This window comes from Actinoplanes sp. HUAS TT8 (assembly GCF_051380535.1).
In the GTDB taxonomy this organism is placed as follows: domain Bacteria; phylum Actinomycetota; class Actinomycetes; order Mycobacteriales; family Micromonosporaceae; genus Actinoplanes.
Genome location: NZ_CP195646.1, coordinates 9,057,799 through 9,084,119 on the forward strand (window position 1 = coordinate 9,057,799; position 26,321 = coordinate 9,084,119).

A 26,321-nucleotide genomic window follows, 5' to 3' on the forward strand; every position below is an offset into this window, starting at 1 on the left:
AGGCAGGGAAGCCGATCGATGACAGAGTGGAGTCGGCCAACTACTCTGAATCCCCAGGGAGGCGACCGGATCGGGGATCGAAGTGGACGTACCCGCTGAGGAGAGCTGATCGTGGCCGCGCCCGATCTCTACTTTGCGCTGATATACGCGCGAACCTCGACTCCGAATCAGTGGGTCGAGGCGTTTTATCACCGGCTCAGCCTCGAAGTACAGAGTCGTGCCGCACCGATGCCCGGCCTACGTCCTGGCTCGCTCTACTTCTCCACCGCCGGCGAGGCGCTGCGCGCACTCGACCTCGGGCTCCCTCGAGTACGGGTGCTGGTTCCGCTCTACACCCGCGAATTCCTGCACGACCCGCCGCCCGACTTCGGCGACCGCCTCTACCGCATCGGTGACCCGACCACGCTGCCCTTCGTGCACCCGGTGCTCTGGGAGGCGCACCTGCCCGCGCGAAGGGTGAACGGCCTGGCCCAGGCCACCTCGCTGGGTAGTTCGGTTCAGGAGTACCTGGACTGTGGCATGGCCTCGATCTGCCGGCTCAACGCGTACACGGCGGAACTCAAACGGATCGTCGAGGAGCTGGCCGACCGCCTGGTATCCGCCGCCGAAAACCCGGACCGGCCACCGCTCTGGCTCTTCGCCCGCCCCGAGCCGCCGATCCTGGATCGCGCGCCCGAGGTGCGCTTCCTGATCACCGTGGTCCGGGCCGACCGGCGCGGGCCCGACTGGTCACCGTTCGGCACCGGCTCGCTGATCGAGCGGGCCAAGGACGCGGCCCAGCGACTCTCCCTGCTGCCGGAAATCCTGCTCGGGATGGCGATGCCGGCCTCACCCAACGGTTTCCACGAGGCGGCCGGCGTCCTGCTGCTCGACTCCTGGGTGCTCGACGACCCGCTCAGCCGGCCCGCGGCCGAACAGGTATTACGCACCATCCCCCCATGGATGACGGTGGTGATGGTGATCGCGCCGGATCACGCCGACCACGCCGCCCGGGCCCACGAGCTGGCCGCCGAAGCGCGGACGCTCACCCCCAACGGCGTGCAGGTCGCCCGCAACGATCGGGAGTTCCAGCGAGCCGTCGTCGAGGCGGTCGCCAAGGCACGCCGCAACTTCATGCACCGACGGCAAACGAGCAGACCGTGGGAGGACCTGCGATGACCAGGGGCCGCAACGGACAGGTCGTCACCTTTTACTCGTACAAGGGTGGGACCGGACGCACCATGGCGCTGGCCAACGTCGCCTGGATCCTGGCCGCGAACGGATACCGGGTGCTCGCGGTCGACTGGGACCTCGAGTCCCCCGGCCTGCACCGTTTCTTCCACCCGTTCATGGACCCCCGCCTGCTGGCCAGCACGCGGGGCATCGTCGACATGATCAACCTGTACGAATGGGACTCCTCCAAGCCCGGATGGGACCCGGCCCAGGTCGGTGGATACGCGGCGGTACAGCAGCATTCCTCGTCGCTGAACTGGAACCACTTTCCGGAGGGCGGCACCCTGGACTTCCTCTCGGCCGGCCAGCAGAACCCGGTGTACGAGGGCGTCCTCACCAACATCAACTGGGACGACTTCTACCAGAACGGCGATGGCAGTGGCGGTCGCTTCTTCGACGCGATGCGCGCCGACATGAAGGACCGGTACGACTTCACGCTGATCGACAGCCGGACCGGGCACAGTGACATCGCCGGCATCTGCACCAGCCACCTGCCGGACGTGCTGGTGGACTGCTTCACCTTCAGCGACCAGGGCATCGAGGGCGCAGCCAGGATGGCCCGGCAGTTGCACAGCGTCCGCGACATCCGGGTGCTACCGGTGCCGATGCGGGTGGACCCGGCCGAGAAGGGCAAGGCCGATGCCGGCCGGGCCGTCGCGTTTCGGGAGTTCGCCGACCTACCGAGCGGCCTTCACGAAGACGAGCGCCGGGCGTACTGGCTCAGTGTCGAGGTGCCCTACCGGGCGTATTACGCATACGAGGAGACGCTGGCCACCTTCGGCGACGAGCCCGGCGCGAGCGGCACGCTGCTGAGCTCGTACGAGGCCCTGGCCTCGCACATTACCGGCGGCCGAGTCTCGTCGATGCCACCGATGAACCCGACCCTGCGCCGACAGGTCGCCCCTCGATTCGAGCGCAAAGTGTTCTCCGAGGCCGACGCGGTGCAGCTCTCCGGGGCCAGCGTCGATCAAGTGTGGCTGGAGTGGGTCGAGCACGTACTTTCCAATGGTGGTTTCCGGGTGGTGAATGCGGCCGTCGGCGGCGACATCCCGGACCTGCCGTCGGGGAACGTCCAGCACCTGAAGATCATTTCCCGGGCGGAAGGGATCGCCCAGTTCTCGGGCGCACCGGGCATTCCTGGTATCGAGCCCGAGGTTCGGGCGATCTACACCGCCGACATCACCCAATGGCGCAGCATCCCGGCGGAGCACTCGCGGTTCATCACCGGACTCGGCTCGGCCGCGGCGGCCGCCCAGATCCTGGAGCTCATCGGCCGGCCCGCCGGCGACCTGGACGGCGTGCTGGCCGGCGCCCCGCGCTACCCCGGCGATGAGCCGGACCTGGTGGTCAACCTGCCGGCCCGTAACGCCCGCTTCACCGGGCGCGAGGCCGGGCTGCGCGCCCTCCGCGAACAGCTGCGGTCCGGTTCGGCCGTGGTGCTCTTCGGCACCCAGGCAATCGCCCTGCAGGGCATGGGTGGCGTCGGCAAGACCCAGATGGCCTTGGAGTACGCGCATCGCTACCGGGCCGCATACGACGTGGTGGCCTGGCTGAACGCCGACACCGAGGAGAGCCTGCAGGGTTCGCTGCGTGACCTCGGCGGCCGGCTGAACCTGATGTCCGAGCAGTCCGGGCCGGACTATGCCCGCGCCGTCGTGCAGGAACTCAGCCGGGGCAAGCGGCGCTGGTTGCTGATCCTCGACAACGCCGACGAACCGGATGCGGTCCGCACCTACCTGCCACACGGCCCCGGACACGTCCTGATCACCTCCCGGAACAAGGCGTGGGGTGAGCAGACCCAGCCGTTCGAGGTCGATGTGTTCACCCGGGACGAAAGCATCGAGCACCTGGTGCAGCGCGTCGACGCGATCGGCCACGGGGACGCCGACCTGGTCGCCGAGCAGCTCGCCGACCTGCCGATCGCGGTCGCGGCGGCCGCGGCCTGGCTCGACGAGACGCACACCGCGGTCAGCGATTACCTCCGGCTGATCCAGGAGGAAGGGCCGAGCGCCGTCCTCACCGCCATGACCGATCGGCCGATCGCGCGGACCTGGGACCTGTCGCTGAACCGGCTGCGCGAACGGGACCACGCGGCGTACCGGCTGTTCCAGCTCTGCAGCGTGCTGGCTCCGGAGATCCCGCTCGACCTGGTCTTCAGCGATCAGATGGCGGAGTACCTCAAGGCGTACAACCCGGCGCTCTCCGAACGGCTGCTGCGTGGCTCGCTGATCCAGCAGATCAACCGGCTGGCGCTGCTGCGCCTGGACCAGCGGCCGTCCTCCTCCGGCGACGGCGAGCGCAGCGGGCGGATCCTCATCCACCGCGTCGTGCAGAACGTGGTCCGCGACCGGATGACCGAGGAAGAGCTCATCCAGGCCCGGCTGGAGGTACACCAGGTACTTGCCAAGGCCCGGCCGGAGGGCGAAGTCGAAGACCCGCAGTACTGGCCGCGGTTCCGCCTGCTCTGGCCACACCTGGATGCCTCGGACGCCGAGCACAGCACCGACGAATCCGTCCGCCAGCTGATCATCGACCGCGTCCGCTGGTACTACGTTCAGGCCGACCCGGTGACCGGCCGCGGCCGGTCGGAGCGAGTCGCCCGGATCTGGGAGCAGCAACTCACCACGATCACCGACCCGAGGCAGGCCGCGACCCTGCTGCGGCAGTTGCTCCAGCTCCGCTTCAACCTCGCCAACCTGCTGCGTGATCTGGGCGAGTTCGAGCTCTCCCGGCAGGTGGACGAGGAGGTGCTGGCCGAGCAGGTGCGCCTGCTCGGGCCGGAGCACCCGCACACACTGATGACCCGGGGCAGCTACGCCGCCGATCTGCGAGGACTCGGACGTTATCCGGAAGCACTCAAGCTCGACATCGAAACCTATCGCGCCTGGCAGGATCTGTACGGCGAGGACAACACGCGCACGCTGGCGGCCCGGAACAATCTCGCGGTGTCGTACCGGCTGATGGGTCGTTTCTGGGAGGCCAGCGAACACGACAAGGAAGCCTGGGAGCGCCGCCAGGAGGTGAACGGAGAGACCAATCTCTGGACTCTCGGCACCGCGGCCTGCCTGGCCCGCGACTGGCGTGATGCCGGCGACTTCGAACGCTCGGCCGCACTGTTGAAGCAGACACTGGGCCACCTGGTCAGTACCCGCGGGCCGGACTCCCGGTCGACACTGACCACCAAGTCGAACTACGCGGTCTCGCTGCGCAGTCTCGGCCGGATCAACGAGGCCCGGCAACTACATCAAGAGGCGTACACCCGGCTGCTCGAACTGTTCGGCGCCGACAACCCGGAGACCGTGGCCTGCCGGTTCAGCCGAGCGCTCACGCTGCTCAGCGCGGGTGAGGGCGATCAGGCGGTGGAGGAACTGCTGGCCATCCTCCAGTTCTGGAAACGTCGGCTCGGCGATCGGCACCCGTACACGCTGGTCTGCATGAATGACCTGGCGATCGCCGAACGCCAGCTCGGCCGGCTCGACGCGGCACGCGAGTGGATCAGGCCGACAGTGGAGCGACTGTCCGAAGTGCTGGGTCCGGAGCATCCGTACACTCTCTCCGCGCAGATGAACCTGGCAATCTGCGAGGCCGAGCCGTCCGAAGCGGGCGGCACCGACCCGGTGACGGCCCGGGAGACGCTGCTCTCGATCGGCGAGGGCATTCGCCGGGTGTTCGGGCCGGAACACCCCAACACCTTCCGTTTCGAGGCGAACCTCGCCCTCGTCGAGGACGCGCTGGGCACCGAAGCGGCCGACGACCGTCTCGCCGCTCTCCGGGAGCGCGTCATCGTCCGGCTCGGCGCGACGCATCCGATCGTGAGCGGGCTCGACAGGCGCCGCTACCTGTATCGACTCATCGATCCTCACCAGTTCTAGGGGGCGGGCGTCCATGGCGAACTCGGAAAGCACCATCACGTCGCTGATACGAACGGCCTGGCAGACCGCACCACCGGTGCTCCGCCGATTCGCCTACGCGGTCTGGACCGTCGCGCTGGTGGCGGTGATCCTGTCGGGTGTGGCCGACGCCCGGAACTGGTGGGGTGGTCTGCAGTTCACCACGAACATCATCTCCGAGCTGATCTGCGGGCTGTTCGCGCTGCCGGCGGCTCTGGTGATCATTGCCAGGCTGGCCGACTACCAGGTGCAAGAACTCGAACGAGTCCGCCTGGAGGCCAGGTACGCCGCGGCACTGAAACAGCTGACCACCTCGGCCCACACCACCAGCGAATATGTCCAGGAACTGGTCCAGGAGGTGACCGACAGCACCAACGCTTTCGTGACGGCCGTACGCATCGTGAACGGTGGCCTCGCCGACCCGGACGCCGCGGTCGAGTCGGCTCATCTGCTGCAGGCCCAGATGGACAGCCAGCAATGGCTGTTCTACGAGCGGGTGGTGACCCCGCTACGGATCGACGGGAACCAGCTCCGGGCGCTGTTCGGCGAAATCGTCCGCAACGGCGAGCAGACCACCCAGGCCGCCCAGTTCGAACGGCTCTGGAACGACATCGAGGCCGCGTTGCGACACCACCGGCAGACCATGGCGGCCGGCTACCAGGAGTTCGCCCGAGGCGGCGTACCTACCGCCAACCGGGCCACCCGGCTGCGCAACGCCGCGATCCATCACCTGCACAGCATCGACCACCTGCTTCAGCTCTGTGCCGAACTGCAGGCGTTCGCCAGTGAGATACAGCCGCTGCTGGCCCGCGCTGACCTGTCCCTGAGCCGACCCGGCCGATGACTGTCGGCCGTCAGGCCGTCAGCCACGCCAGGATCCGCGGCAGCACCTCCACCGCGCCGAAGTGGGCCGCGTCGTGCTGCACATGCACCTCCGAGCGCGGAATCTGCTGCGCCAGCCACCGGCTGTGGCTGGCCGGCGAGAACGTGTCATGCGCGCCGTGCCAGAGCCGGACCGGCGACACGATCGAGTCGAGCGTGAACCCCCAGTCGCGGCGAAACGCCAGAATGTCATCGAGCCAGCCGTACGGGCCGACCCGCAGCGCGTCGGCGTAGCTTTTCGCCAGCAACCGCCGGTACAGCACGCTCTGCATGAAGCGCACGTCCGGGCCGGACATCTGCGCCAGCAACTCCTCGATGAGGCTCTCCGGGTCGGCGGCGGTCTGCTCGGCCAGTGCCCGCAGCTCCCGCAGCTGGTCGATGGCGCCCTGGTCAGCAGTAACGTGCGTGCGGGCGTTCGACTCGGCCATACCCTCGTACCAGTTGAGGCCAACCGCGTCCCTCGGTGCGAGCCCGACCAGGACCGCGGCTCGCCCCACCCGGTGCGGCAACATCGCGGCGCACGCCAATGCGTGCGGCCCGCCGCCGGAACGACCCACCACCGCGAACCGCTCAACACCCAGCCGGTCCGCGATGGCCTGCACGTCCGCGGCGGCGTCGACCACGCTGCGGTCCGGCAGGCGGGTGGAGCCGCCGTACCCCGGCCGGTCGTAGCTGATCAGCCGGATGCCCAGCCGATAGATGACGCTGTTGCGGGGGCGCGGTCCGGCGCTCGATCCGGGGGTGCCGTGCAGCAGGAACACCGGAACCCCGTCCGATGCACCGCACACCTCAACCGCGAGAACCCTGGTGTCGATCCTGACCTCAACCCGTGTCACCAAGGCCATCCCTTATCTCCGAAGTGCCGGCCAGTTTCGACGGAGGCCGCTCGGCTCTCGCATCGATCGTAGTCGTCATGGAGAGACGCTTGAGAGCCGAAATCAGCCGTATTGAAGGGGAGTGTCCGAATCAGGGGTTCGTGCCGGTGCGCGAAAGCCAGGAAGGGCCTTGACCGAGCTACTGCGATGCCGCACAAAGCACGCCGAACCGAGTCCAGGTCGAGCAGCCTGGTCCCGGCGCCCGCCGGCCCCGAACGGTCACCGTGTGGGCGTCACCCTGTGGTGCTGCGCGTGTCGGCCAGGCGCGATGCGGGTCGGTTCCTAGTGTGGGCGACGTGATCAAGAACGTGGCCCGCGGCGCGCTCCGCCGCTGTCTGCCCGTTCTTCTGGCGCTGGTCCTGGTTGCCGCGCCGGCCACGGCCGGTGTGCACCGGTCGCCGGCCGATCCGCCCGCCGTGGTTGCCTGTGCGTCGCGCAGTGACTCGGCCGAGCAGGCGCATGGCGCCCCGGTCGAGAAGGCGGAAACTGCGGGCGCGGCCATCGACCGTGAGCAGATCCTGGCATCGCAGAGCACCGTGTCGGTCGGTGTCTCCCGCGCGCCGCCCGCCACCGCCCTTTAAACAGGCGCTCAAGGCGGGCCGCCCGCCGAATGCCCCATGTATGTCGACGGCTGAACGCTGTCCGCCCCCCCCGTTCGTCATTCCAATAAGGATTTTCAACAGTGAATTCTCTGCCGCAGACGCTGCTGTCCGAATCGATGGCCCCGATGGTCATCTGGATGATGCTGATGGTGGCCGCGGTTCCCGCAGTCGTGCTTTTGGCGAGTCCGCACGCGGTGCACCGCCCCGGCCGGCTGCTGATGACGATCGTGGACCTGCTGCGCTGCCACGTCGAAGCCCGGGAACAGGCCCGGCGTGACGCCCTCGCCGCGATGCACCGCGCCGAGCAGGCCCGGGTCGCGCTGACCCACGCCGGCGTGGTGGTTGAGCACCGGCACGTCCTCTGGTGTGAGGCCGGGCAGCGCACGGACGAGATGTGGCTGGCCTGGCAGGCGGCCGAGCAGCAGGTGGGCCGGGCCCGTGCCGCAACGGCGTTCGCCACCCCGTGGGCGGCGAAGACCACAACCGAATACACCGATTGGACCCGGATGCTGCATCGCCGCGTGTCCGCCGCCGTCGCCTGCGGTGACTTGCCCGCCACGGCGATGGTGGCCGTGTCGTCCGGCCGGGATGGCTGGAACCGGTGGCTGCACCCCGTGGACCAGGAACTGACCGTTCTCCGGGCGATCGCCGGTCATCGACGGCGGTGTCACACTCAGGCCGCTGTCGCGGAACGGGCGGCCCGCGACGACCTTCAGCATGCCGCTGCGATCCGCGACCGGTTCCGTGGCGAAGCCGTCGTGGCGGCCCGGCACGCCGCCGAGCATCGGCTGCGACCCGCCGTTGAGCACTGGACCGCTACCGCACTACGCCTGACCTGGGCCCACCGGATGGCATGACCCTCACCCGCGACATCCGTGGTCATCAGAACCGACACCACCGTCGAGCAGCATGCCGACCTGCGCAGCGACGGTGAGTCCGGGCGGGTGTGGTGCTGGTTCCCCAGACCACCAGACGGCCCGGCATCCTGCTCATGGTCTGCGAACTATGGCGTTGCTGTCCGCTGGTTCACGGCGCACACGACGACACGCTAAATGCCGCTTGAGCTGCGGAAACACCTATGTCGGGGTATCCCAGTGGGCCGCAAGGTCGCTCGCCGGTACTCTGAACGCTGCGGGCCGCTAGCTCAATGGCAGAGCTGAGGACTTTTAATCCTTAGGTTCAGGGTTCGAGTCCCTGGCGGCCCACCACACTGACCAGCACATATTTTGGTTAAAGCCTTACTGAAGGCACCCTTCGGTCACTCTGTTCGGCAGGTCCGGAGCGACCTGTGTCGGCACGACACCGCGGGACTGAGCCGCAGTCGCTCCCAACCTGGCCGCTGGACTTCAGAGGCGCCCGGACAAACGAGAACGCCCCGGGCGCGGGGCCCGGGGCGTTCGACGGCTCGATCAACCCCGGCGATAGGTGCGGGTCGTGGTGTAGATGTAGTTGCCCGCACGGTCGTACGCGCGAAGCTGCATCTTGAAAGTCTTGCCGTACTTCGCGGTGTTGATCGAGAAGGCGTAACCGGCTCGATAGTCGGTGGCGACGAGTTTGCCGTTGACCAGCAACTGGACCTTGGCGACGCCGTTCTTGTCGCTCGCCGTGGCGGTGACGGTCACCTTGCCCTTCAGCTTGGCCTGGTTCTTCGGTGCCTTGGTCAGCTTCAGCGCCGGCCGCGTGTTGTCGACGATCACCGTGCGGGACGCGAACGACTGGTTACCCAGCTTGTCCACATACCACCAGGTGAACGTCAGCGGACCGTCCTTCTTCGGGTAGATCGCGAGACCGCCGGGCGCGTTGGCGATGCTCGGCAGCCCGACGAGTTCCGCGTCGACAAGCTCGGAGGGGACTTTGACCGTGCTGTTGGTCACGAAGTACGAGCCTCGGACCAGCGCGTTCTGCGCCGGCGTGAGTGAGGTGACCACCGGGCCGGTCCGGTCGATCGTCACCGGGAACACTTTGCTGGTGGTCTGGTCGAGCGCGTCGGTGGCACGGATCTCGATGGTCGCGGACGTCCGCGTCGAGGCCCGGTCGTCCCAGTTCAGCGTGGAGCCGGTCGACTTCAGCTCGCCGTCCACGTACCACTCGGTCTTCCGCAGCGTCAGATCGGTGGCGGTGGCGGTCAGCGTGCCGACCGGGCCGATCGTGGCCCCGGCGGTGGTGACCTTGACGTTGATCGGGACCCCGCTCACGACGGACTCCCGGCTGTAGGCCAGGTCGGAGATGACCGGCGGCGTGTCGTCGATCGCGTAGCTGGCCGAGGCACCGCCGAGGTTGCCGCGGACATCGGTCAGCCGCAGGTTGACGAATTTCACTCCGGGCACGGTCGTCAGGTCGAAGGTCCACGGCGCCTCGGTGCGGACGTCCAGGTTTTTACCGGTGCCCGTGTCATACAGGGCGACCTTGGCGATGTCCGCCGGCAGGTCGTTCACCGTGATCGTCAGCGGTCCGCTGTGCATGACCGTGCCGCTCGCTGGGGAGATCCTCGCGTGCGGCACGTTGATGTCGGCGATCACCCGCACGGTCTTCTCGGCGACGTTCCCGGCCGCATCGTAGGCCCGCAGCTTGATCTCCACCTCCGTCCCGTCCGGGACGCTCGTGAGGTCCACCCCGACCCGCGTGCCGGTCCGGGTGACCGAGAACTTGCGGCTTCGAACGCCGTCGACGAGCGTCTCCAGCATGATCACGCCGGTGTCGTCGTGCACCGTCGGCTGGAACACCGACATCTGGTTGTAAACCTGGCCATCGGTCAGGCCGATGTTGTCGATCACCGGCGCGGTGGTGTCGGCCGGGGCGTCGTCGGCGAATGCCGGCGTGCCTGCGGTAAGGATCAAGGAACTGGACAGTGCCGCGATCGCGGCAGCGCGAAGCGTCTTCAACGCCGCATCCCCCATGGCGAGAACAATGCGACGACGGTACGGCACCGGATCGATGGTGTCGACCAGCGAAGAGATAAAAGATGATCACGAAGTGGGCACGGCTGGGCCGGAGCAGCGCAGGCCCTCGGTTTTAGGGGCGCCCCGGTCAAGCCGACCGACCACCGACCACCGCCCGCAGACCGATATTGGTGCGGTCGAGGCTGGGCGCACCATCCGAGCAGGTGTTGACGATGGTCAAGTGCCCACCAGGGTTGCCGGTCAGGTAGATGGTGTCGAGCTTGCCCTTCGTAGCCGTCCAGGTGAGCCTCAGGGCGGCGGTGTCCCCCGCCCGCACCCGGACGCGCGAGAACATGAAGACCGTGTCGTTGTCGGCGATCTGCTCGTCCGAGGCCTGCTCCACGCCACCGACCAGTAGTGCCGCGCGGACTGTCATCGACACGTTGACGTCGATCTGCACGGTGGCCCGGTCGAGGTAGGCGACTCCGGCCGGCACCGTGAAGGTTTGGGTGACCGAGCCGCCGGGCAGCGACTCGGGCCGGCCCGGGTTGCCCGCGCACATCGGGATGCCGGCGGTGGTGACCGGCCCGTAGTTGTCGTACGCCTTGACGTCGTGCGCCGGCGCCGGCGGTGATGTGGTGGTCGGCGGCGTGGTCGGTGCCGAGCCGATCCGGAACGAGACCCAGCCGGTGGTGCGGCTGGTACTCGTGTCGGTGACCCGTGTCGTGTAGGTGCCCGCCGGGTCGCCGGCGCACGGCCACGTCCACACGACCTTGCCGCCGGCGCGCACGGTCCCGTCGGTGACGATCCCGGTGTACGCGGATCCGTCCGGCCGCCGTGCCTCGACCTTGTAGCGACCGCCGACCGTGAAACCGGACGAGGTGCTGGACAGCTTGCCGCTCGCGGTTGTGCACGAGCCGGTTACTTGGAACGACAGCGGACCGACGGTCGACGGTTTCCCGGTGTTCTGGTCATCGCCCGGTTCAACGGTGTTATCGGGCTTCGCCGGCTCGTTGTACGTGTAGTGCGAGAGGACGCTGAACCCGAAGCCCAGGCTCGGCACGGCCGCGGCTTTCTGGTCGACCGTGAAGTCGAGTACGTCGCCGAGCTTGTTCTCGATCTCCGGGAGTCCGCGCGCCATCAGGCCGGTCATCTTGCTGATGCCGGTGCTGAGCCGGCCGATCGTCGCGAGGTCCATTCCCGACTTCTGCTGGATCTCGTTGCGAGCGGCGATGACCAGGATCTGCTTGATGCACTTGGGTCCGTCGCCGGTGATCACCTTGTAGAGGGCGCTCTTGTCGGTGATGTCGGTGTTGACGACCATTTTCGAGCACTCGGTGGCCGCGGCCGCACCGAAGACGTCTTTCACGTAGTTGTCGGCGCCGGCTTTGATACCGACGTCGAGCAGTTGCTGAGCGATGATGCTGAACATGTCCGCGGTGATCGTCGCGGCGGTCGGTGTGATCGAGAAGGTGTGGTTCTTGCCGTTGCCGACGTCGAGGATGCCGACCGACGCGCGGGACAGCGGCGGCAGATAGAGCCCGTGGGACCCGGCCGCGGTGTCGCCGATGACGTTGCGGAACGCGTCCGGCAGCATCCCGGCCGACTCGTGCCAGCCCCACTTAACCTTCGCGCCGTTGTAGTGCAGCATCAGCCCGTACGGCCGGTTGTTGACCAACTGCACGTCGAGCACGCCGTCGTCACCGTGGCCCTGCACGCAGGAGCGCACCACCATGGCCGCCGCGTCGGTGATGCCGGCCGACGTGTTGTACCAGGCCGGAACCTTCTTTCCCGGGTCGCACCGGGGCGTGTCGGACGCGCGGCGGCCGGTCCACTCGCCGATCGACTGGCTGACGCCGGCCAGCAGGGTCGGCCAGTCCCACTCCCAGAACTGCCATTTCGAGAAGTGCGTCAGCGCACCGACCAGGGTGTGCGTGGTGGCGTCGTACGTCACCGGGTATTGGGTCCAGCCGCTGGGGTCGTCCGATTCGAAGGCCAGCTGGAGCTCGCCGGCCTCGGCCGCGTCCTGGAGGTCGGCCGGCACCGGTAGCCGCAGCTCGGGCCGGCCGATCACCTGGCCGCTGGTGGTGAACTCGACGCCGGCCGACATCGGTACGTGCCCGGCCCACGGCCGGGACGTCTGATAGCTGGCCTTCACCGGGGCGTCGTCACTGATCGCCCGTTCCGGCACGTAGAGGGTGAGCCCGTCGCGCAGCGCGATGGACTGCCCGCCCCGCGCCTGCAGGCTCGCCGGCGTCACCACCCCACCGCCCCGGCCGCCCAGCACCGCCACCGCCGCGATACCGCCGACCACCAGCACCATCAGTCCGGCCACGACGAACCGGCGGCGCAGCCGACCGGGACCGCGGGGTGCCGGGCCGCTGCCGGTCAGGGCCGCCACCTGCCGCGCGGTCTCGTGGTCGAGCCGCGCCTTGAAGATCTCGGCCTGTTTGGCCGCCGCGTACTCGGTGAGCTCGGCGATCTTCGGGGACTGGAGCACGGCGGCGTTCACCGTGTCGGTGAGGATGCGGCGCTCGCGGCGGGCCCGGTCGAAGTCGGACTCCGGCAGGATGCCCTTCATCAGCGCGACGGCGAGGTCGATGGCGATGAAGAACAGTGGCCACAGCCACGCGAACAGGTCGTGCTTCAGCAGTTCGACAAGCGCGTCGGTCTGCGCGGCCAGGCCGGTGTCGGCCAGGGTCGCGGCGACCGCGTCCTTGATTTCCTGCTCGCGCGCCTTGGTGTCGGTCTCGACGGTCTTCTGCTGGGCGGTGATGTCGGAGTTGAGCAGGCCGATCTGCGTGTCGTGGCGCCTCTCGATCGCCGGCAGCGTGGCTTTGAAGTCCTTGGCCTGCTGGAGCAGCTGATCGGAGCTCGGGCCGGGTCCGCAGGTGTCGCCGTTGGCGGCCCGGTTGCCGTTGACGCAGACGTGGTCGTCCGACCATGCCTTCTGTTTCGCGGCCAGGGTCGCCTGCGCGTCGGCGAGTTTCTTCTCCTCGGCGTCGATCTTGGCCTTGTCCTCGGTGATGCGCTTGGTGGCCTGGTCGATCGCCGGCGTGTACTTCGACGTGCGCATGATCTCGTCGGTCGTCGTGGCCACGGCCGCCGAGTTCCGGTCCGACACCATGTGGGCGAGCGTGTCGCGGTACATGAAGAGGATCGTGGCGTGCGAGATGACCAGCCCCATGGTCAGCGACAACATCCCGCGGACGGCGACGAGTCGTACGCGGGAACCGATCTTTCCGTCCTTGAGCGGTGTCACGGTGACCAGCAGGTCGATGCTGAAGACGACGAGCGCGATGAGGAGCCCGCCACCGATCGCGAGGGGCCACGGCGCATGCAGGTTGCTGCGGAACGCGGCGGTGGCCGCGACGGCCGCCCACGCGGCGATGGTGAGCAGGAGCATGCCGACGGCCGTGTGGCGAACGCGGTTGTCCGATTCCAAGGGATGCGCCGGATCTGCCCCGCCCAGAACGGCGATTCGCTCCTGAAACCTCACCAAAACCCTCGCTTCCGCTTCGGAAACCCATGCGGTTGACGGTGATCAATTAGGTGGATGAAGAGTAACCACCGCTTCAAATCCCGGGCACTCTTTTTCTCGCATCGTGGCCGCTGGAAACATTTCGATTGATCGATACTTTGCCCTGCGTACGACCGCGACACAGTTCAAATAGGCGACTGTCGGATAAAGCCGCTCTCGCGTGACGATTCGTGCCAACGCCGATGTGGACGGTGATCGGCGCACGACACGAGAAATAGCGGCGGTGACCCATAAATCGCGAAGAAAAAAGGCCGCGCTACAAAAATTTAGGCTCCGATCAATACTCACTGACGGCAACGCTGCATCCGCGGAGAGTGAGGCACGGATGCCCGGCCACCTGATCGTGACCACAAGTTCCACCACATTCAGACCTCAAGGATCTTGTATATCCGAATCTTCTTCTGATGGGATGGCCGCTCATCGGCGATCTATGAAATGGCGGGGGACGCCGATCGCCGGCAGATGGAACGGTGTGATCCCAAGTGAAGACTTTCCGGGCGCTGATGATGGCGACCCTGGCCGCTGGTGTCCTGTTCGTGGATCCGGTCGCGGCTCATGCCGACGGTCCACATGTCATTCCGGTCGACCCCTCGACCTACGACGCGCTGACGACGACCGGCCTGTCGTTCGGCGCCAGCGCTGACCCTTCTGACCCGACCGCGTCGGCCGGCTGCGGTTCGGCCGCCCCGAATCCGGTGCCGGACGGTGAGCCGATCGTCGTCCAGATCGGTTCCGCAGCACCGTTCACGGTCGGTCAGGTCAGTGCCGCGACCTGGCGGAATCCGTCGGTCACGGATCCGTCCTGGCGGCTCGACTTCCAGGGTCTGATGTGGATGAAGTCGCTCGCGCGGCGCGCGGCGATGGACAACCAGCAGGAGTCCCTGGCGACTCTGGTCGCGCAGGCAGTGCAGTTCCACAAGGACGACCCGGACCCGGGCACCAATGCTTCCGGCTGGGACGAGGGCACTGCCCTGCGCCGGCTGGAGAGCGAGAACTGTCTGTACGCCTTGACTCACGCGGACGAGCTGGTCCCGGGCATGGCCTCGGACGCGGCGGTGTTGCTGGGCAAGCGTTACTACGGCCCGCCGTACGCGCCGGTCCACAATCACGGCCTGATGGCCAACCTGCAGCTCGTCCGGGCCGGCGATCTGCTGGGCCGGGCGGATTGGAAGGCGACCGCGGTCAAGCGGCTGACTTCTGAGGCGCCGCAGGCGTTCTCCAAGGTCGGCCTGTCGTTCGAGCAGGCGTCCGGCTATCAGGGTGTCAACGCGACGCTGTGGGGGCAGGCGGCTGCCGTGCTGGCCGCGTCGCCCGGTACCGCGACGGCCGCGGCCACGCTGCAGAAGGCGGTCAACGCGGCCTGGAGCGCGTTCGCGTGGGAGACCGAGCCGGACGGCAAGATCGTGCAGATCGGTGACTCGGAGGAGAGCACCGGCCGGGCCGCGAATTCCACGGCGCGGACGCTGCGCGACGACCAGACCGGGACGATCATCGGTCGCTGGTCGTGGACCGACAAGCTGACCAGCTACTACACGGTCCGCTATGGTCCGCCGCGGCGCGCGCACGGCCAGGAGGACCGGGCCGGCGGCGTCACCTGGTCGACTCTGGGCGCGCGGGTGCTGGTCGGGCCGGGCAAGTACACGTACGACAAGAATTCGGCCTGGTACACCTGGCAGGTGGGTCCGGCCAGCCACAACGTCGCGGTTCCGAACGGCGGCGTGGTGAAGTCCGGCAAGACCGCGAAGGTGAAGGCGTCGAAGGTGCAGTCCTCCGCGCACGCCTGGACGATCACCGACGACGTCTACAACACGCCGCACACGCGTAACGTCAACGTCAGCCGGGACGCGCACCGGATGCAGGTCAGCGACGTGTTCCCCAAGTCGACCCTGTGGCGGCAGCACTGGCATCTGGCCCCGGGCTGGACGCTGGTCTCGGGCAAGGTCAACGGCACCACGCTGACCTTCAAGCACACGTCCGGCCGCCGGCTCACGGTGACCACGACCGGGCGCGTGTCGGGCATCGTCAAGGGCCAGACCAGCCCGATCAACGGCTGGCACTTCCCGACGTTCGGCACCAAGACCGCGGCCATCGACATCGTGATCCGCTCTTACAACCGCAAAGCCACCGTCACCACCTTCACCGTCAAGTAACGCCGAGTTCTCGAACCCCGGCCGGGCCAGCGCTGCCCGGCCGGGGTTTTTCTTTTTTAAAGACGATTTCGCCGTACGGCCGGTGAACACCCCCGCCGCCCGGGGCACCCGGTCGGGGTAAGCGGGTTGTTCCGACCGGAACTGCCTGACCGGGCAAAACGGCGCCCGCAGGTGTGTATCAGCTGGTCAGCGCCGTTTTCTCGTGCGAGGGTCGATGAGGCGTGTGTCGGCGGGAATGGGGCCGGCCGGCGGCACGTCCGGGATCGGAGTGTGTCGTGGCAGGGTGGGACGAGGAGCAACGCGCGGCCGGGTTCCGGTCGATGGTGTTGCTCGCCGCGCTGGTGGAGCGGGGTGGGCGGCCGGCCGCGGTGGCGCCGACCGTGCGGCTGCGGGTGGGTGAGCGGCAGTTCGGATGGTTCCCGGCCGATGTGGCCGGGGACGGGCGCCGGATCGTGGTCGTGACCGATCAGCGGATCCTGGTGGGCGAGCGGGAGTGGTCGCTGCGGGCGCTGACCGGGGTGGAGTGCGATCCGCCGCAGTGGTCGGTGGCTCTGCGGATCCGTGGGCGGTCGGCGCCGGTAATGCTCAGCGGCCCGTGGGTGCCGTGGCTGGGCGTGGTGTTGTGCGCCGAGCTCTACAGCGAGGCGTTCCCGCCGGTCGGCGTGGAGTCGCTCGCGGGCCCGGCCGTGCTGCCGGGGCAGCGGCAGCCGAGCGGATCAGTAGACCCAGACCTTGGTCTTCAGCGGGATCGCATCGCTGTTCCACAACCAGTTCATCGCGGCGATCGACACCCGGGCGCAGCCGTGTGACGCCGCGTAGGGCGGCACGCTGCCGGCCCCGTGCACGGCGATGCCGCCGTTGAAATATTTCGGGCGCCAGAGCAGGCCGAGCGGGGCGTTGCGCCAGCCGTCGATCTGCCGGCCGACGGTGAATTTTCCGGGCGGGGTGTCGGCCAGGTAGGTCTCGCCCTTCTGCTGGTAATACTCGTTCGACCCGGTCGAGGTGTTGAGGATCTGGGTGATCCGGCCGTTGTCGACGAGCATGAGCAGCTGTTTCTTCAGGTCGATCTCGACCAGCCGGCCGCTCGTCGACTTCGCCTTGGGCCGGATGCCGGCGGCCAGGGCCTGATATGTCTTCGGGCCGATCGTGCCGTCGCGGCCGATGCCGGCCGCTTTCTGCAGCGCGTAGACCGCCTGCTGGGTGCTGTCGCCGAACTTGCTGTCGGCCTTGCCGTTCCAGTAACCCAGCTCGGTCAGGCGCCGCTGGACGGCGAGCACGTCGGGACCCTCGGCGCCGACCTTGAGCTTGCGCGGCGGGGCCGGTGGTGTGGTCGTGGCCGGCGCCGAGGGTGGCGTCGAGGGCGCGGCCGTCGGGCCGGGGACGGACGGCTGGGCCGAGGGAGCAGCGGTCGGTGTCCCCTCCGCGCTCGGCGTGCCCGAGTCGGTGTCGCAGCCGCTGACCAGGGTCAGTGCTGTCGCCGCGGCGACCACGATCGCCAGAACTCTGCGCACCGAGACCTCCCACACTGATCGGCCGGGCCAGTCTAGGGACCCATTTACAACCGTCCACCGATCATGCCCGATCGTCCACCCGCCCGGGTGGGTGATCTTCGTGCTTGTGGACAGAGGGTGTGAAAAAGAGTCAAGTAGTCTTTGACTATGTCGTGGAAGGCGAGTGCTCGGCACGGCGTGCGGGAGGCGCCCGGTGGCTTCGCCCTCGTTCAGGAGTTGCTGAACACCCGCGCGGCCATGTCCTACGGTCCTGACCTGCTCGGACTCGTCGAGGATGCCCAGTGGTGGGTGACCGACGCGCTGGGTTCGTGGTCCCGGGTGTCCGGTCTGCCGGCCCCGACGCTGCTGCTTTCCGCGGGCGATCTGCGCTCGCTGCGCCGGCTGCGGTCCGCTTTCGAGCAGGTGGTGCTCGCCGGGTCGAATCAGGAGCCACCCGGCTCGATGCCGCCGGCCGACGTGGCGGTCAGTCTGGCGCCGGATGCGGCCGGCTGGGTCCGGGTCGTGCCGACCGGCCGGGGCACCCGGTGGCTGGCCTCGGCGCTCTGGGCCGAGGCCCTGCTCGCTCAGCAGGCCGGGGTGTGGCCGCGGCTCAAGCTGTGTCACAACGGGGTCTGCCGGGCCGCGTTCTTCGACACCTCGCGGAACAACAGCGGGGTCTGGCACGACGTCAGCACGTGTGGGAACACGGCGAACCTGCGCGCGTTCCGGGAGCGGCGACGGCTGCTCGGGCACAGCCAGGAGATCGAGGTCGGCCGCGGCCACGACGGTTATTAGCGGGCCCGCACGACCAACATCAAAACCAGCCCGATCGCGTACGACGTCAAGCCCCCACCAACCGCAACCGGCGGGAACCACGAGCCGATCTCGCGCGACTATGGGTACATGGCGTGTGAACGGTGGCGCGAGATGCTGTCGGCGCAGTTGGACGGTGAGGACGACCCGGCCCTGCGGCCGCTGGTCGACGAGCACCTGGCCGGCTGCGCGGGGTGCCGGGAGTGGCTGGACGCGGCCGCGGCGGTGAACCGGTTGACGTTCACCGCGAAGGTGCCCGCGGCGCCGGATCTGAGCGCGGCGATCCTGGCCGCCCTGCCCGCCCGGCCGGTCGCGGCGCCGTCGTGGCGTCGCCGGGTCCCGGTCGCGGCCCTGCTCTGGGTGGCGTTGGCGCTGGTCGGCGCGGTGCAGATCATCCTGGGCCTGGCGCAGATCGGCGGCGGGTCGGGCGCGCACGTGCACCTCGGGTCGTCCGCCGCCGCCGGGCACATCTGGAACGAGTCGGCCGCGTGGAACGTCGCCGTCGGCGCCGGATACCTTTTCATCGCGCTGCGGCGGACCCGGCCGGTCGGGCTGGTGCCGATGCTCACCGCGTTCGTCGGGATGCTGCTGCTGCTCTCGTTCAACGATCTGACCGGTGGCCGGGTCGACGTCACGCGGCTGGTCGGGCACGGGTTCGTGATCGCCGGATATCTGCTGGTGGTGGCCTTGTCCCGCGGTGTCGGCGGGTCGGTGCGGCCGCCGGGGGCGCGGGCCGGGATCGGCTGGCGGCTCGACGGTGCGGCCACGGAGGAAGCGGAGGCGCCGGTGGTGCGCCGTCCCGGGCTGCGGCTGGTGCCGCCGGCCGGGCCGCTCACCGCCCGTCGCTCGGCCGGCGACGAGCACCGGGCCGCCTGACTCGCCGGTCATCGGCAGGCTTTCGAGGTGGTCAGCGCGACTTGTCGAAGTGACCACGGGGAGAGCCGGCCGGGATCAGCGGGGCGGGCGGACGGACAGCTCGCGCCACTCGTCCGGACCGTTGAGCAGGGCGCGGATCATGTCGAGGGCCGCGTCCTCGCTGTCGTACTCAAAAAAGTGGGATGTGCCGTCGGAGCCGCCGGCGCGCTGCTCGACATACCACTGGTCGCCATTCGTACGCAGGTAGACGTCCTTCCGCGCGAGACGTCCCCATTTGCCGTTCCACCAGTGCTTACGCTGCTCCATCCCGGCACTGTATCGAACATATGTTCGAACCGTGCCGGGAGGGGCGATCTTTTTCGCAGCGTGTCAGCGGGGCGGTTCCTGGCGGCGCTGGAGGACGTCGTCGACCGCGCTGCCGTAGACCTGACCCGGCTGCGGCTGGGCGCCGCGAGCGGCGACCAGGGCGTCCCGGATCTCGGTGAGCAGCTGGATCTCTTCGCTGGGGGCCGCCGGCGGGGGCTCCTCGCCGCGACGACGCCGCTCGGCCAGCTTGTTCAGCGGGAAGACGACGAGGAAGTAGAGGACCGCGGCGGTCAGCAGGAAGGTGATGACCGAGTTGATGAAGGTGGCGTAGTCGAACTCCACCTTGCGGACGTAGAACTTGCCCGCTTCGAGCCCGGTGCCACCGCCCAGCAGCTGGATCAGCGGCTTGAGGAAGCCGTTGGTCAGGCTGGTGACCACGGTGGTGAACGCGGCACCGATGACGACACCGACCGCCAGGTCGACGACGTTGCCGCGCATGATGAAGTCTTTGAAGCCTTGGAACATTTTGCCCACGAGCAACTCCTGGAAGCCGGGTACGAATCCGGCAACGGGTTCCCGCTGCCGGTCGGCGACAAACTACGCGCCGACCGGTACGTCCGTCGAAACGCCGGGCGTCAGTCCAGTGCCGGTTCTTCGGCGCTGACCGCCTCGTCGACCGTCGGGTAGGTGTGCAGGACCTCGACCAGCCCGCTCACCTCGAGGATACGCAGTACACCGCGCTGCGGGGCGGCCAGTCGAACCGTGCCGCCGGCGTCGTCGGTGCTGTTCTTCGCACGGACGAAAACGGACAGCCCGGTGGAGTCGCAGAACGAGACCTCGGCCAGATCGAAGACGAGACGAGCCCGACCCTTCTCCAGCAGGTCGCTGATCTGGTCCTGCAACTGCGGGGCAGTAGCCATGTCGAGCTCACCGGCCACCGACACGACGACCATGTCGCCGCGCTGTTCGGTCTGCACCGTCAGGGACATTTCGGGGACCTCCTGCTGTTATTGCTGAACGGTACTCCAAGTGCCGGGATGGCGCGCACTGTGGGAGGAAGGCCTTGACCTCGTCCGTTAGTTGGTCTACAGCAATTTACGGACATGCTGATGGTAAAGTCCGGCCGTTGCGCACGGTTCGTGTGGTGGGGGAGGCTGCGGTGGCGCTGGGTCCGGATGAGGCAGGCCGCTTGGCGGACCTGCTCAAGGAGCACGGCGACGGGCTGGTCGCCCAGTGGGCGGAACTGGCCGGCGCCAACCTCCAGGGCAGGATGAGCCGCCCCGAGCTGGAGCGCCAGACCCGTGACCTGCAGAAGGGCTTCCAGCAGGCGTTCGCCGGCGGCGCCCGGGACCTGACCGACGAGGAGGCCGGCGAGCTGCGGGCCCAGCTCAGCGAGCTGTCCAGCAACCGCGCCCGGCAGGGCTTCTCGGCCAACGAGACCGCGGTCAGCGTCTTCGCTCTCAAGGACGCCGTTCTCGGGGTCATCGGTGACACGAGCGACGCACAGACCCTGCGGGACTTCGTGGCGTTCTCCGCGTTCGTCGACCGGGCCGCATTGTTCACCTTCGACGCCTACGTGCGCGTCCGTGAGGCCCTGATCGCCGACCAGGCCGAGCAGCTGCTCGAACTCTCCACCCCGGTGGTGAAGCTGTGGGAGGGCGTGGTCGCCGTCCCGCTGGTCGGGACCCTGGACTCGGCTCGAGCCCAGGTCGTGATGGAGCGGCTGCTGCAGACGCTGGTGGACACAGGTTCGCCGTACGCGATCATCGACATCACCGGTGTCCCGGCCGTCGACACCCAGGTGGCCCAGCACATCCTGAAGACCGTGGTGGCCGCCCGCCTGATGGGCGCCGACTGCATCATCTCCGGGATCCGGCCGCAGATCGCGCAGACCATCGTCGCGCTCGGCATCGAGTTCGGCGACATCGCGACGAAGGCCTCGCTGGCCGACGCGTTGCGCTACGTGCTCGGCCAGAAGAGCTACAAGGTCGTCACCGCGAAGCGGACGGAGCGCTGACGTGGAACGTGTCCCGGTCCTGAAGATCGGCGACATCCTCCTGGTCTCCATCCAGATCGACATGGAGGACCAGGTCGCGCTGCAGCTCCAGGAGGACCTGGCCGACAAGATCGTGAACACCGGTTGCCACGGTGTGATCATCGACATCAGCGCGCTGGACATCGTCGACTCGTTCGTCGGCCGGACACTGGCCACCATCGCGTCGGTCTCCCGGGTGCTGGACGCCGAGACCGTGGTGGTGGGCATGCGACCGGCGGTGGCGATCACCCTGGTCGAGCTGGGGTTGTCGCTGCCGGGGATCCGGACCGCGCTCAACGTCGACCTGGGCATCGAAATGCTGGCGAGCAGCCGCCTCACGATCGAGTTCGACGACGAGGATGACGCCGACCCGGCAGCGGTGCCCGCGTCGTGAGCGAGGAGAGCCGGCAGGTCCCGGTCACTACCGACCAGGATGTGGTGCGTGTCCGGCAGTTGGTGCGCACCGTCGCCGTGGATGCCAAGCTCTCCCTGGTCGACCAGACCAAACTGGTCACCGCGGCCAGCGAACTGGCGCGGAACACCCTGGTCTACGGCGGTGGCGGCACCGTCGAGGTGAGCCGGGTGCGAAACGAGGTCCGCAACGGCATCCGCATCGTTTTCGCCGACCAGGGACCGGGTATCGCGGATCTCGACCTGGCTCTCACCGATGGGTACACCACCGGCGGCGGACTGGGGCTGGGCCTGAGTGGCGCCCGGCGGCTGGTCGACGAGTTCGCCATCGACACCGCGCCCGGCGAGGGCACGACAATCACCATAACCAAGTGGTGTCGATGAGCGGAGGAACGGTGGCGTCGGTACCCGAAGGGCTCCTCGACGAAGGGGTCTGGTTCCGGGTGGAGGCCGCCGGGACAGCCGCTGCTGTCCGCCGCACCGCCGAACGTCTCGCCGCCGACCTGGCCATCCCCGAGAGCCGGATCGCCGATCTCTCGATCGTCGCCGCCGAGGCCGCCGGCAACCTGGTCAAGCACGCTCAGCAGGGCGTCATGCTGGTCCGGGCGGTCCGTACCCCGGAGCAGGCCGGCGTCGAGCTGATCGCGATCGACAGCGGCCCGGGGATCGCCGACGTGGCCCACGCCCTCGGTGACGGGCATTCCACCGCCGGCACGCTGGGCATCGGGCTCGGCGCGATACTGCGTCAGGCCAGCCGCTGGGACATGTACTCACTGCCGGGCAAGGGCACGGTCCTGGCCGTGCAGGTGTGGGCGCAGCACTCGCCGGAGGCACCGTGGTCGGCCGGGCTGACCCGCCCGATCACCGGGGAGACGGTGAGCGGCGACGCGGTTGCCGCCCGCGAGGTCGACGGCCGCCGGCAGCTGCTGGTCAGTGACGGTCTGGGGCACGGCGGCCTGGCCGCGGCGGCGTCGCACGAGGCGGTCCGGGTGTTTCTCCAGGCTCCGGCGGGGTCGCCCGCCGCGGTGGTCGAGACGTTGCACCGCACGCTCGGGCACACCCGCGGCGCCGCGCTGGCCGTCGCCGAGCTCGACCCGGTGGCCGGCCAGGTGCGGTACGCGGGTCTGGGCAACATCGCCGGCACGGTCTTCGGCCCGGACGGCACCCGCCGCGGCATGATCTCGATGCCGGGTATTGCCGGGCACCAGCGCCGCCAGATCCGGGAGTACGACTACCCCATGCTCCCCGGCGCGGTCGTGGTGATGCACAGCGACGGCCTGGTGGACCGCTGGAACCCGACGGAGTACCCCGGCCTGCTGACCCGCTCGCCCGAGGTGATCGCCGGCACGGTGCTGCGCGACGCCGGCACGCGCCGGGACGACGCCGGTGTTCTCGTGGCCCGGCTACCGTGACCACGACCGAGCCGCTGATGCGTACACGCCTGCGGGTCGAGCAGGACATTTTCGCGGTACGGCAGCTCGGCCGGGAGGTGGCCCGGGCGGTCGGCCTGGAGGCGCAGGACCAGACCCGGGTGGCGACCGCGCTGAGCGAGGTCTGCCGGGTTCTGCTGGCCGCCGGTCCGGAAACGGACGTGACGTTCACGGTTGAGCCCTATGGGGTACCAGCCCTCCAGGTGACAATGGCGCATTCGGCTTTGGGTGGGACGACCCGCCTGGCCGAGCAATTGCAGGTTGTCGGCCGTCTGGTCGACACGATGGAGGTCGACGATGAGGGTGCCGGTACGACGGTCCGGATGGTGCGGCGCCTACCGCTCGGCGCCCCGGTCCTGACGCCGACCCGGATGGACGAGATTCGCGCCGGGCTGGCGCAGCACGTGCCGGGTAGCCCGCTGGACGAGTTGGCGGTGCAGAATCAGCAGCTCATCGTCGCTCTCGACGAGGTGCGCGCGCAGCGGGACGACCTGGCCCGGCTGAACGCCGAGCTGGAGGAGACGAACCGCGGTGTGATGGCGCTCTACCACCAGCTCTCCGACGAGCTGGAGGAGACGAACCGTGGTGTGGTCGCGCTCTACGCCGAGCTGGACGAGAAGTCCGTGCAGCTGCGCGCCGCGAGCGAGGCGAAGAGCCGGTTCCTGGCCAATGTCAGTCACGAGCTGCGCGCGCCGGTCACCGCGATCATCGGGCTCGGGCGGCTGCTCACCGACTCCTCCTCGGAGGACCTGACCGAGGAGCAGCGCCGCCAGGTGGAGCTGATCCGGGGTTCCGCGACCGACCTGCTGTCCCTGGTCAACGGTCTGCTCGACCTGGCCAAGGCCGAGGCCGGCCGACTTGAGCCGAACTGGTCCGAGGTCGACCTGAAGGCGGTGTTCGGGCAGCTCCGGGGCACGTTGCGGCCGCTCGCCACCCGTCCCGAGGTGGAGTTCGTGGTCGAGGAGCCGGCGGTGCCGGTGATGCGCTCCGACGAGGTGCTGCTCGCCCAGGTGCTGCGCAACCTGCTGACCAACGCGTTGAAGTTCACCGAGGCCGGTTCGGTGCGGCTGAGCGCGCGACGGGCCGGCCCGGAGATCGAGTTCGTGGTCGCCGACACCGGCACCGGCATCCCACCTGAGCTGCACGAACGTGTCTTCGAGGAGTTCTACCAGGTGCCCGGGAGCAAGCCGATAAGTGGCCGTGGCACCGGGCTGGGCCTGCCCTACGCGCGCCGGCTGGCCGGGATTCTGGGCGGTGGCCTGCGGGTCGACTCCGTGCCCGGCGAGGGCAGCACGTTCACTCTCCAGCTTCCGATCGAGGCGTCATGACACCCGCCGGCCCGAACCACGGGAAGGCGACCGTCCTGGTCGTCGACGACAGCGCGACCAAGCGGTACCTGCTCGTGAGCTGGCTGACCCGCGCCGGCTTCACCGTCGTCGAGGCCGAGACCGGCGGCGAGGCGCTGCGCAAACTCGCCGAGGAGGACGTCGAGGCCGACCTCGTGGTGCTCGACGTCAAGCTCCCGGACATGAGCGGTTTCGAGGTCTGCGAGAGGATCAAAACCGATTCGCAGAGGTACGGCGTCGTCCCCGTCATCCACGTCTCCGCCCACGCGGTCGACGTCAACGACCGCACCCAGGGGCTGAACCGCGGCGCCGACGCGTACCTGGTCGAGCCGATCGAGCCGGACGAGCTGATCGCCACCGCCCAGGCCGTGCTGCGGTATTACCGGGCGCGTCAGCGAGCCGAGCTGCTCGCCGCGCGGATGGTCCGGCTGGCCGAGACCACGCTGGCGATCAACTCGGCGTCGACGCTGCCGGCCCTGCTGGAGGCGGCCGCGCTCGGGGCCGCCGACATCTTCGGCGGGCCGGTCGTCGTTGTCGCCGAGACGTCCGAGGGCGAGAGTCTGGCCGCGGCGGGACCGCCCCCGGCCGTACGCAAATGGGCTGTTCCTCGTCACCGCGTAGCGGTGGGTTCTCTCGTGCGAACCGATGACGCGGCCGACTGGGATGTCGTGGAGTGGCCCGAGGGCGAGACCGTGGCCGTCGCGGCGGCCCGGCTGCGGGTCGACCGGCCGCCGGTCTACGTGGCCGTCTCGGGCAGCTCGCAGACGCCCGGTTTCCCGGTGTTGCGGCAGCTCTCACAGGCGGTCGCGGCCGCCGTGGAGGCGCAGCGCTCGTTCGACGAAGAGCATCGGATCGCGGTCACCCTGCAGCGCAGCCTGCTGCAGTCGCGGCTGCCCGAGGTGCCCGGGATCGAGATGGCCGTGCGGTACGAGCCGGCCGGCGCGCAGACCGAGGTCGGCGGCGACTTCTACGAGCTGACCGTGCTGGACGGAAAGCTGCTGGTGGCGATCGGGGACGTGGCCGGGCACTCGCTGCACGCGGCCACGGTGATGGCCGAGCTGCGGCACGCGGTCCGCGCCTACGCGGTCGAGGGTCATCCGCCGGGCGCGGTGCTGGAGCTGGCCAACCGCTTCATGCGCACGGTGCTGCCGGCCGATTCGGCGACGCTCTGCCTCTTCACCCTCGACCCGGCCACCGGGCGGATCCGGATGGCCTCGGCCGGGCACCTGCCGCCGTTGCTGCACGTCGACGGCGAGGTGCGCTTCCTGTCGCTGCGCGGCGCGCTGCTCGGCCTGGACGCGCCGCCGCGCGCCGAGCAGGAGCTGGAGTTGCCGCGCGGGGGCACGCTCGTGCTCTACACGGACGGGCTGATCGAGCGGCGGGACGCGGACATCGACGACGGGTTGCGCGCGCTGGCCGCCTGCGCGGCCGAGGTCGAGCCCGATCTCGACGCGTTCTGCAGCCGCCTGCTGACCCGACTGGGTGGGTCGGGCGAGCAGGCCGACGACATCGCTGTGGTCGCGCTCCGGCGTTCCTGATTTCTTTCGCGTACGGCCGTGAGCCTCCTTGACGTCAGCTATTCA

At 68.9% G+C, this 26,321-nt stretch carries 22 protein-coding genes and 1 tRNA gene; 16 read left to right on the top strand and 7 right to left on the bottom strand.

Features of this window, described 5'->3' with window-relative positions; all coding sequences use genetic code 11:
* The first annotated feature begins 228 nt into the window (after positions 1-228).
* Genes ACSHV8_RS40275 through ACSHV8_RS40285 form a run of 3 tightly spaced genes read left to right on the top strand, consistent with a single transcriptional unit; the run spans position 229 to position 5,946 of the window.
* Entirely contained in the window at positions 229-1,158 is a 930-nt protein-coding gene (locus ACSHV8_RS40275; protein ID WP_436524794.1) for a hypothetical protein, read from the top strand.
* On the top strand, positions 1,155-5,084 hold the full coding sequence (gene fxsT, locus ACSHV8_RS40280; RefSeq protein ID WP_436524796.1) for an FxSxx-COOH system tetratricopeptide repeat protein: 3,930 nt from the start codon (positions 1,155-1,157) through the stop codon (positions 5,082-5,084). Before ACSHV8_RS40275 ends, fxsT begins: the two co-directional genes overlap by 4 nt.
* Positions 5,085-5,097: 13 nt before the next feature.
* Positions 5,098-5,946: a hypothetical protein gene (locus ACSHV8_RS40285; protein ID WP_436524798.1), complete on the top strand. Its 849-nt coding sequence runs from the start codon at positions 5,098-5,100 to the stop codon at positions 5,944-5,946.
* 10 nt (positions 5,947-5,956) lie between these two features.
* Here the strand turns inward: ACSHV8_RS40285 and ACSHV8_RS40290 are convergent, their stop codons facing one another.
* Entirely contained in the window at positions 5,957-6,829 is an 873-nt protein-coding gene (locus ACSHV8_RS40290; RefSeq protein ID WP_436524800.1) for an alpha/beta fold hydrolase, read from the bottom strand.
* A gap of 326 nt (positions 6,830-7,155) precedes the next feature.
* Between ACSHV8_RS40290 and ACSHV8_RS40295 the strand changes: the two genes are divergently transcribed.
* From ACSHV8_RS40295 to ACSHV8_RS40305, 3 genes are all read left to right on the top strand, one after another.
* Positions 7,156-7,440 carry a hypothetical protein gene (locus ACSHV8_RS40295; RefSeq protein ID WP_436524802.1) on the top strand — a complete coding sequence of 95 codons (285 nt, stop codon included), beginning with the start codon at positions 7,156-7,158 and terminating at the stop codon, positions 7,438-7,440.
* A gap of 101 nt (positions 7,441-7,541) precedes the next feature.
* Positions 7,542-8,318: a hypothetical protein gene (locus ACSHV8_RS40300; RefSeq protein WP_436524804.1), complete on the top strand. Its 777-nt coding sequence runs from the start codon at positions 7,542-7,544 to the stop codon at positions 8,316-8,318.
* A 276-nt stretch (positions 8,319-8,594) separates the two neighbouring features.
* Positions 8,595-8,669, top strand: a tRNA-Lys gene (locus ACSHV8_RS40305).
* A 201-nt stretch (positions 8,670-8,870) separates the two neighbouring features.
* Here ACSHV8_RS40305 and ACSHV8_RS40310 read toward each other — a convergent pair.
* Together ACSHV8_RS40310 and ACSHV8_RS40315 are read right to left on the bottom strand one after the other, a co-directional pair.
* On the bottom strand, positions 8,871-10,388 hold the full coding sequence (locus tag ACSHV8_RS40310; RefSeq protein WP_436524806.1) for an Ig-like domain-containing protein: 1,518 nt from the start codon (positions 10,386-10,388) through the stop codon (positions 8,871-8,873).
* 100 nt (positions 10,389-10,488) lie between these two features.
* The gene (locus ACSHV8_RS40315; protein ID WP_436524808.1) at positions 10,489-13,839 is read right to left on the bottom strand and encodes a DUF4407 domain-containing protein; all 3,351 of its coding nucleotides are present in this window, start codon (positions 13,837-13,839) and stop codon (positions 10,489-10,491) included.
* A 524-nt stretch (positions 13,840-14,363) separates the two neighbouring features.
* Here ACSHV8_RS40315 and ACSHV8_RS40320 point away from each other — a divergent pair.
* Together ACSHV8_RS40320 and ACSHV8_RS40325 are read left to right on the top strand one after the other, a co-directional pair.
* Positions 14,364-16,031 (top strand): hypothetical protein, encoded by a 1,668-nt coding sequence (locus ACSHV8_RS40320; protein WP_436524810.1) that lies wholly within the window; start codon positions 14,364-14,366, stop codon positions 16,029-16,031.
* A gap of 275 nt (positions 16,032-16,306) precedes the next feature.
* On the top strand, positions 16,307-16,840 hold the full coding sequence (locus ACSHV8_RS40325; protein ID WP_436524812.1) for a hypothetical protein: 534 nt from the start codon (positions 16,307-16,309) through the stop codon (positions 16,838-16,840).
* Here ACSHV8_RS40325 and ACSHV8_RS40330 read toward each other — a convergent pair.
* Positions 16,748-17,542, bottom strand: a complete 795-nt coding sequence (locus ACSHV8_RS40330) for a L,D-transpeptidase family protein (RefSeq protein ID WP_436524814.1) — start codon at positions 17,540-17,542, stop codon at positions 16,748-16,750. The two genes, ACSHV8_RS40325 and ACSHV8_RS40330, sit on opposite strands and share 93 nt — an antisense overlap.
* Positions 17,543-17,689: 147 nt before the next feature.
* Here ACSHV8_RS40330 and ACSHV8_RS40335 point away from each other — a divergent pair, with 147 nt between their 5' ends.
* A complete protein-coding gene (locus ACSHV8_RS40335) occupies positions 17,690-18,316 on the top strand; it encodes a CGNR zinc finger domain-containing protein (protein WP_436524816.1) in 627 nt (208 codons plus the stop codon).
* A 108-nt stretch (positions 18,317-18,424) separates the two neighbouring features.
* Entirely contained in the window at positions 18,425-19,210 is a 786-nt protein-coding gene (locus tag ACSHV8_RS40340; protein ID WP_436524818.1) for a zf-HC2 domain-containing protein, read from the top strand.
* A 75-nt stretch (positions 19,211-19,285) separates the two neighbouring features.
* Here ACSHV8_RS40340 and ACSHV8_RS40345 read toward each other — a convergent pair whose 3' ends face one another.
* The 3 genes from ACSHV8_RS40345 to ACSHV8_RS40355 all read right to left on the bottom strand — a co-directional run bounded on the left by ACSHV8_RS40345 (position 19,286) and on the right by ACSHV8_RS40355 (position 20,505).
* Complete coding sequence (locus ACSHV8_RS40345; protein WP_436524820.1) at positions 19,286-19,516, bottom strand: hypothetical protein; 231 nt, start codon at positions 19,514-19,516, stop codon at positions 19,286-19,288.
* A 63-nt stretch (positions 19,517-19,579) separates the two neighbouring features.
* Positions 19,580-20,041, bottom strand: a complete 462-nt coding sequence (mscL, locus tag ACSHV8_RS40350) for a large conductance mechanosensitive channel protein MscL (protein WP_436537128.1) — start codon at positions 20,039-20,041, stop codon at positions 19,580-19,582.
* Positions 20,042-20,151: 110 nt separating this feature from the next.
* Complete coding sequence (locus tag ACSHV8_RS40355; RefSeq protein WP_436524822.1) at positions 20,152-20,505, bottom strand: STAS domain-containing protein; 354 nt, start codon at positions 20,503-20,505, stop codon at positions 20,152-20,154.
* A gap of 170 nt (positions 20,506-20,675) precedes the next feature.
* Here ACSHV8_RS40355 and ACSHV8_RS40360 point away from each other — a divergent pair, with 170 nt between their 5' ends.
* Genes ACSHV8_RS40360 through ACSHV8_RS40385 form a run of 6 tightly spaced genes read left to right on the top strand, consistent with a single transcriptional unit; the run spans position 20,676 to position 26,276 of the window.
* A complete protein-coding gene (locus ACSHV8_RS40360; RefSeq protein WP_436537130.1) occupies positions 20,676-21,533 on the top strand; it encodes an STAS domain-containing protein in 858 nt (285 codons plus the stop codon).
* A gap of 1 nt (position 21,534) precedes the next feature.
* On the top strand, positions 21,535-21,945 hold the full coding sequence (locus ACSHV8_RS40365; RefSeq protein ID WP_436524824.1) for an STAS domain-containing protein: 411 nt from the start codon (positions 21,535-21,537) through the stop codon (positions 21,943-21,945).
* On the top strand, positions 21,942-22,346 hold the full coding sequence (locus ACSHV8_RS40370; protein ID WP_436524826.1) for an anti-sigma regulatory factor: 405 nt from the start codon (positions 21,942-21,944) through the stop codon (positions 22,344-22,346). The genes ACSHV8_RS40365 and ACSHV8_RS40370 overlap by 4 nt, the downstream gene beginning before the upstream one ends.
* On the top strand, positions 22,343-23,374 hold the full coding sequence (locus ACSHV8_RS40375) for a SpoIIE family protein phosphatase (protein WP_436524828.1): 1,032 nt from the start codon (positions 22,343-22,345) through the stop codon (positions 23,372-23,374). The genes ACSHV8_RS40370 and ACSHV8_RS40375 overlap by 4 nt, the downstream gene beginning before the upstream one ends.
* Positions 23,375-23,391: 17 nt before the next feature.
* Positions 23,392-24,720 (top strand): ATP-binding protein, encoded by a 1,329-nt coding sequence (locus ACSHV8_RS40380; RefSeq protein ID WP_436524830.1) that lies wholly within the window; start codon positions 23,392-23,394, stop codon positions 24,718-24,720.
* Positions 24,717-26,276, top strand: coding sequence for a SpoIIE family protein phosphatase (locus ACSHV8_RS40385; RefSeq protein WP_436524832.1), 1,560 nt, complete (start codon positions 24,717-24,719; stop codon positions 26,274-26,276). Before ACSHV8_RS40380 ends, ACSHV8_RS40385 begins: the two co-directional genes overlap by 4 nt.
* Positions 26,277-26,321: the final 45 nt, after the last annotated feature.

Bases quoted from the DNA above. Each gene is read 5' to 3' on its own strand.
- ACSHV8_RS40335 (WP_436524816.1), top strand. From the start codon at position 17,690: ATGTCGTGGAAGGCGAGTGCTCGGCACGGCGTGCGGGAGGCGCCCGGT.
- ACSHV8_RS40290 (WP_436524800.1), bottom strand. From the start codon at position 6,829: ATGGCCTTGGTGACACGGGTTGAGGTCAGGATCGACACCAGGGTTCTC.
- ACSHV8_RS40355 (WP_436524822.1), bottom strand. From the start codon at position 20,505: ATGTCCCTGACGGTGCAGACCGAACAGCGCGGCGACATGGTCGTCGTG.
- fxsT (WP_436524796.1), top strand. From the start codon at position 1,155: ATGACCAGGGGCCGCAACGGACAGGTCGTCACCTTTTACTCGTACAAG.
- ACSHV8_RS40380 (WP_436524830.1), top strand. From the start codon at position 23,392: ATGCGTACACGCCTGCGGGTCGAGCAGGACATTTTCGCGGTACGGCAG.
- ACSHV8_RS40285 (WP_436524798.1), top strand. From the start codon at position 5,098: ATGGCGAACTCGGAAAGCACCATCACGTCGCTGATACGAACGGCCTGG.
- ACSHV8_RS40275 (WP_436524794.1), top strand. From the start codon at position 229: ATGCCCGGCCTACGTCCTGGCTCGCTCTACTTCTCCACCGCCGGCGAG.
- ACSHV8_RS40375 (WP_436524828.1), top strand. From the start codon at position 22,343: ATGAGCGGAGGAACGGTGGCGTCGGTACCCGAAGGGCTCCTCGACGAA.
- ACSHV8_RS40345 (WP_436524820.1), bottom strand. From the start codon at position 19,516: ATGGAGCAGCGTAAGCACTGGTGGAACGGCAAATGGGGACGTCTCGCG.
- ACSHV8_RS40385 (WP_436524832.1), top strand. From the start codon at position 24,717: ATGACACCCGCCGGCCCGAACCACGGGAAGGCGACCGTCCTGGTCGTC.
- mscL (WP_436537128.1), bottom strand. From the start codon at position 20,041: ATGTTCCAAGGCTTCAAAGACTTCATCATGCGCGGCAACGTCGTCGAC.
- ACSHV8_RS40340 (WP_436524818.1), top strand. From the start codon at position 18,425: ATGGCGTGTGAACGGTGGCGCGAGATGCTGTCGGCGCAGTTGGACGGT.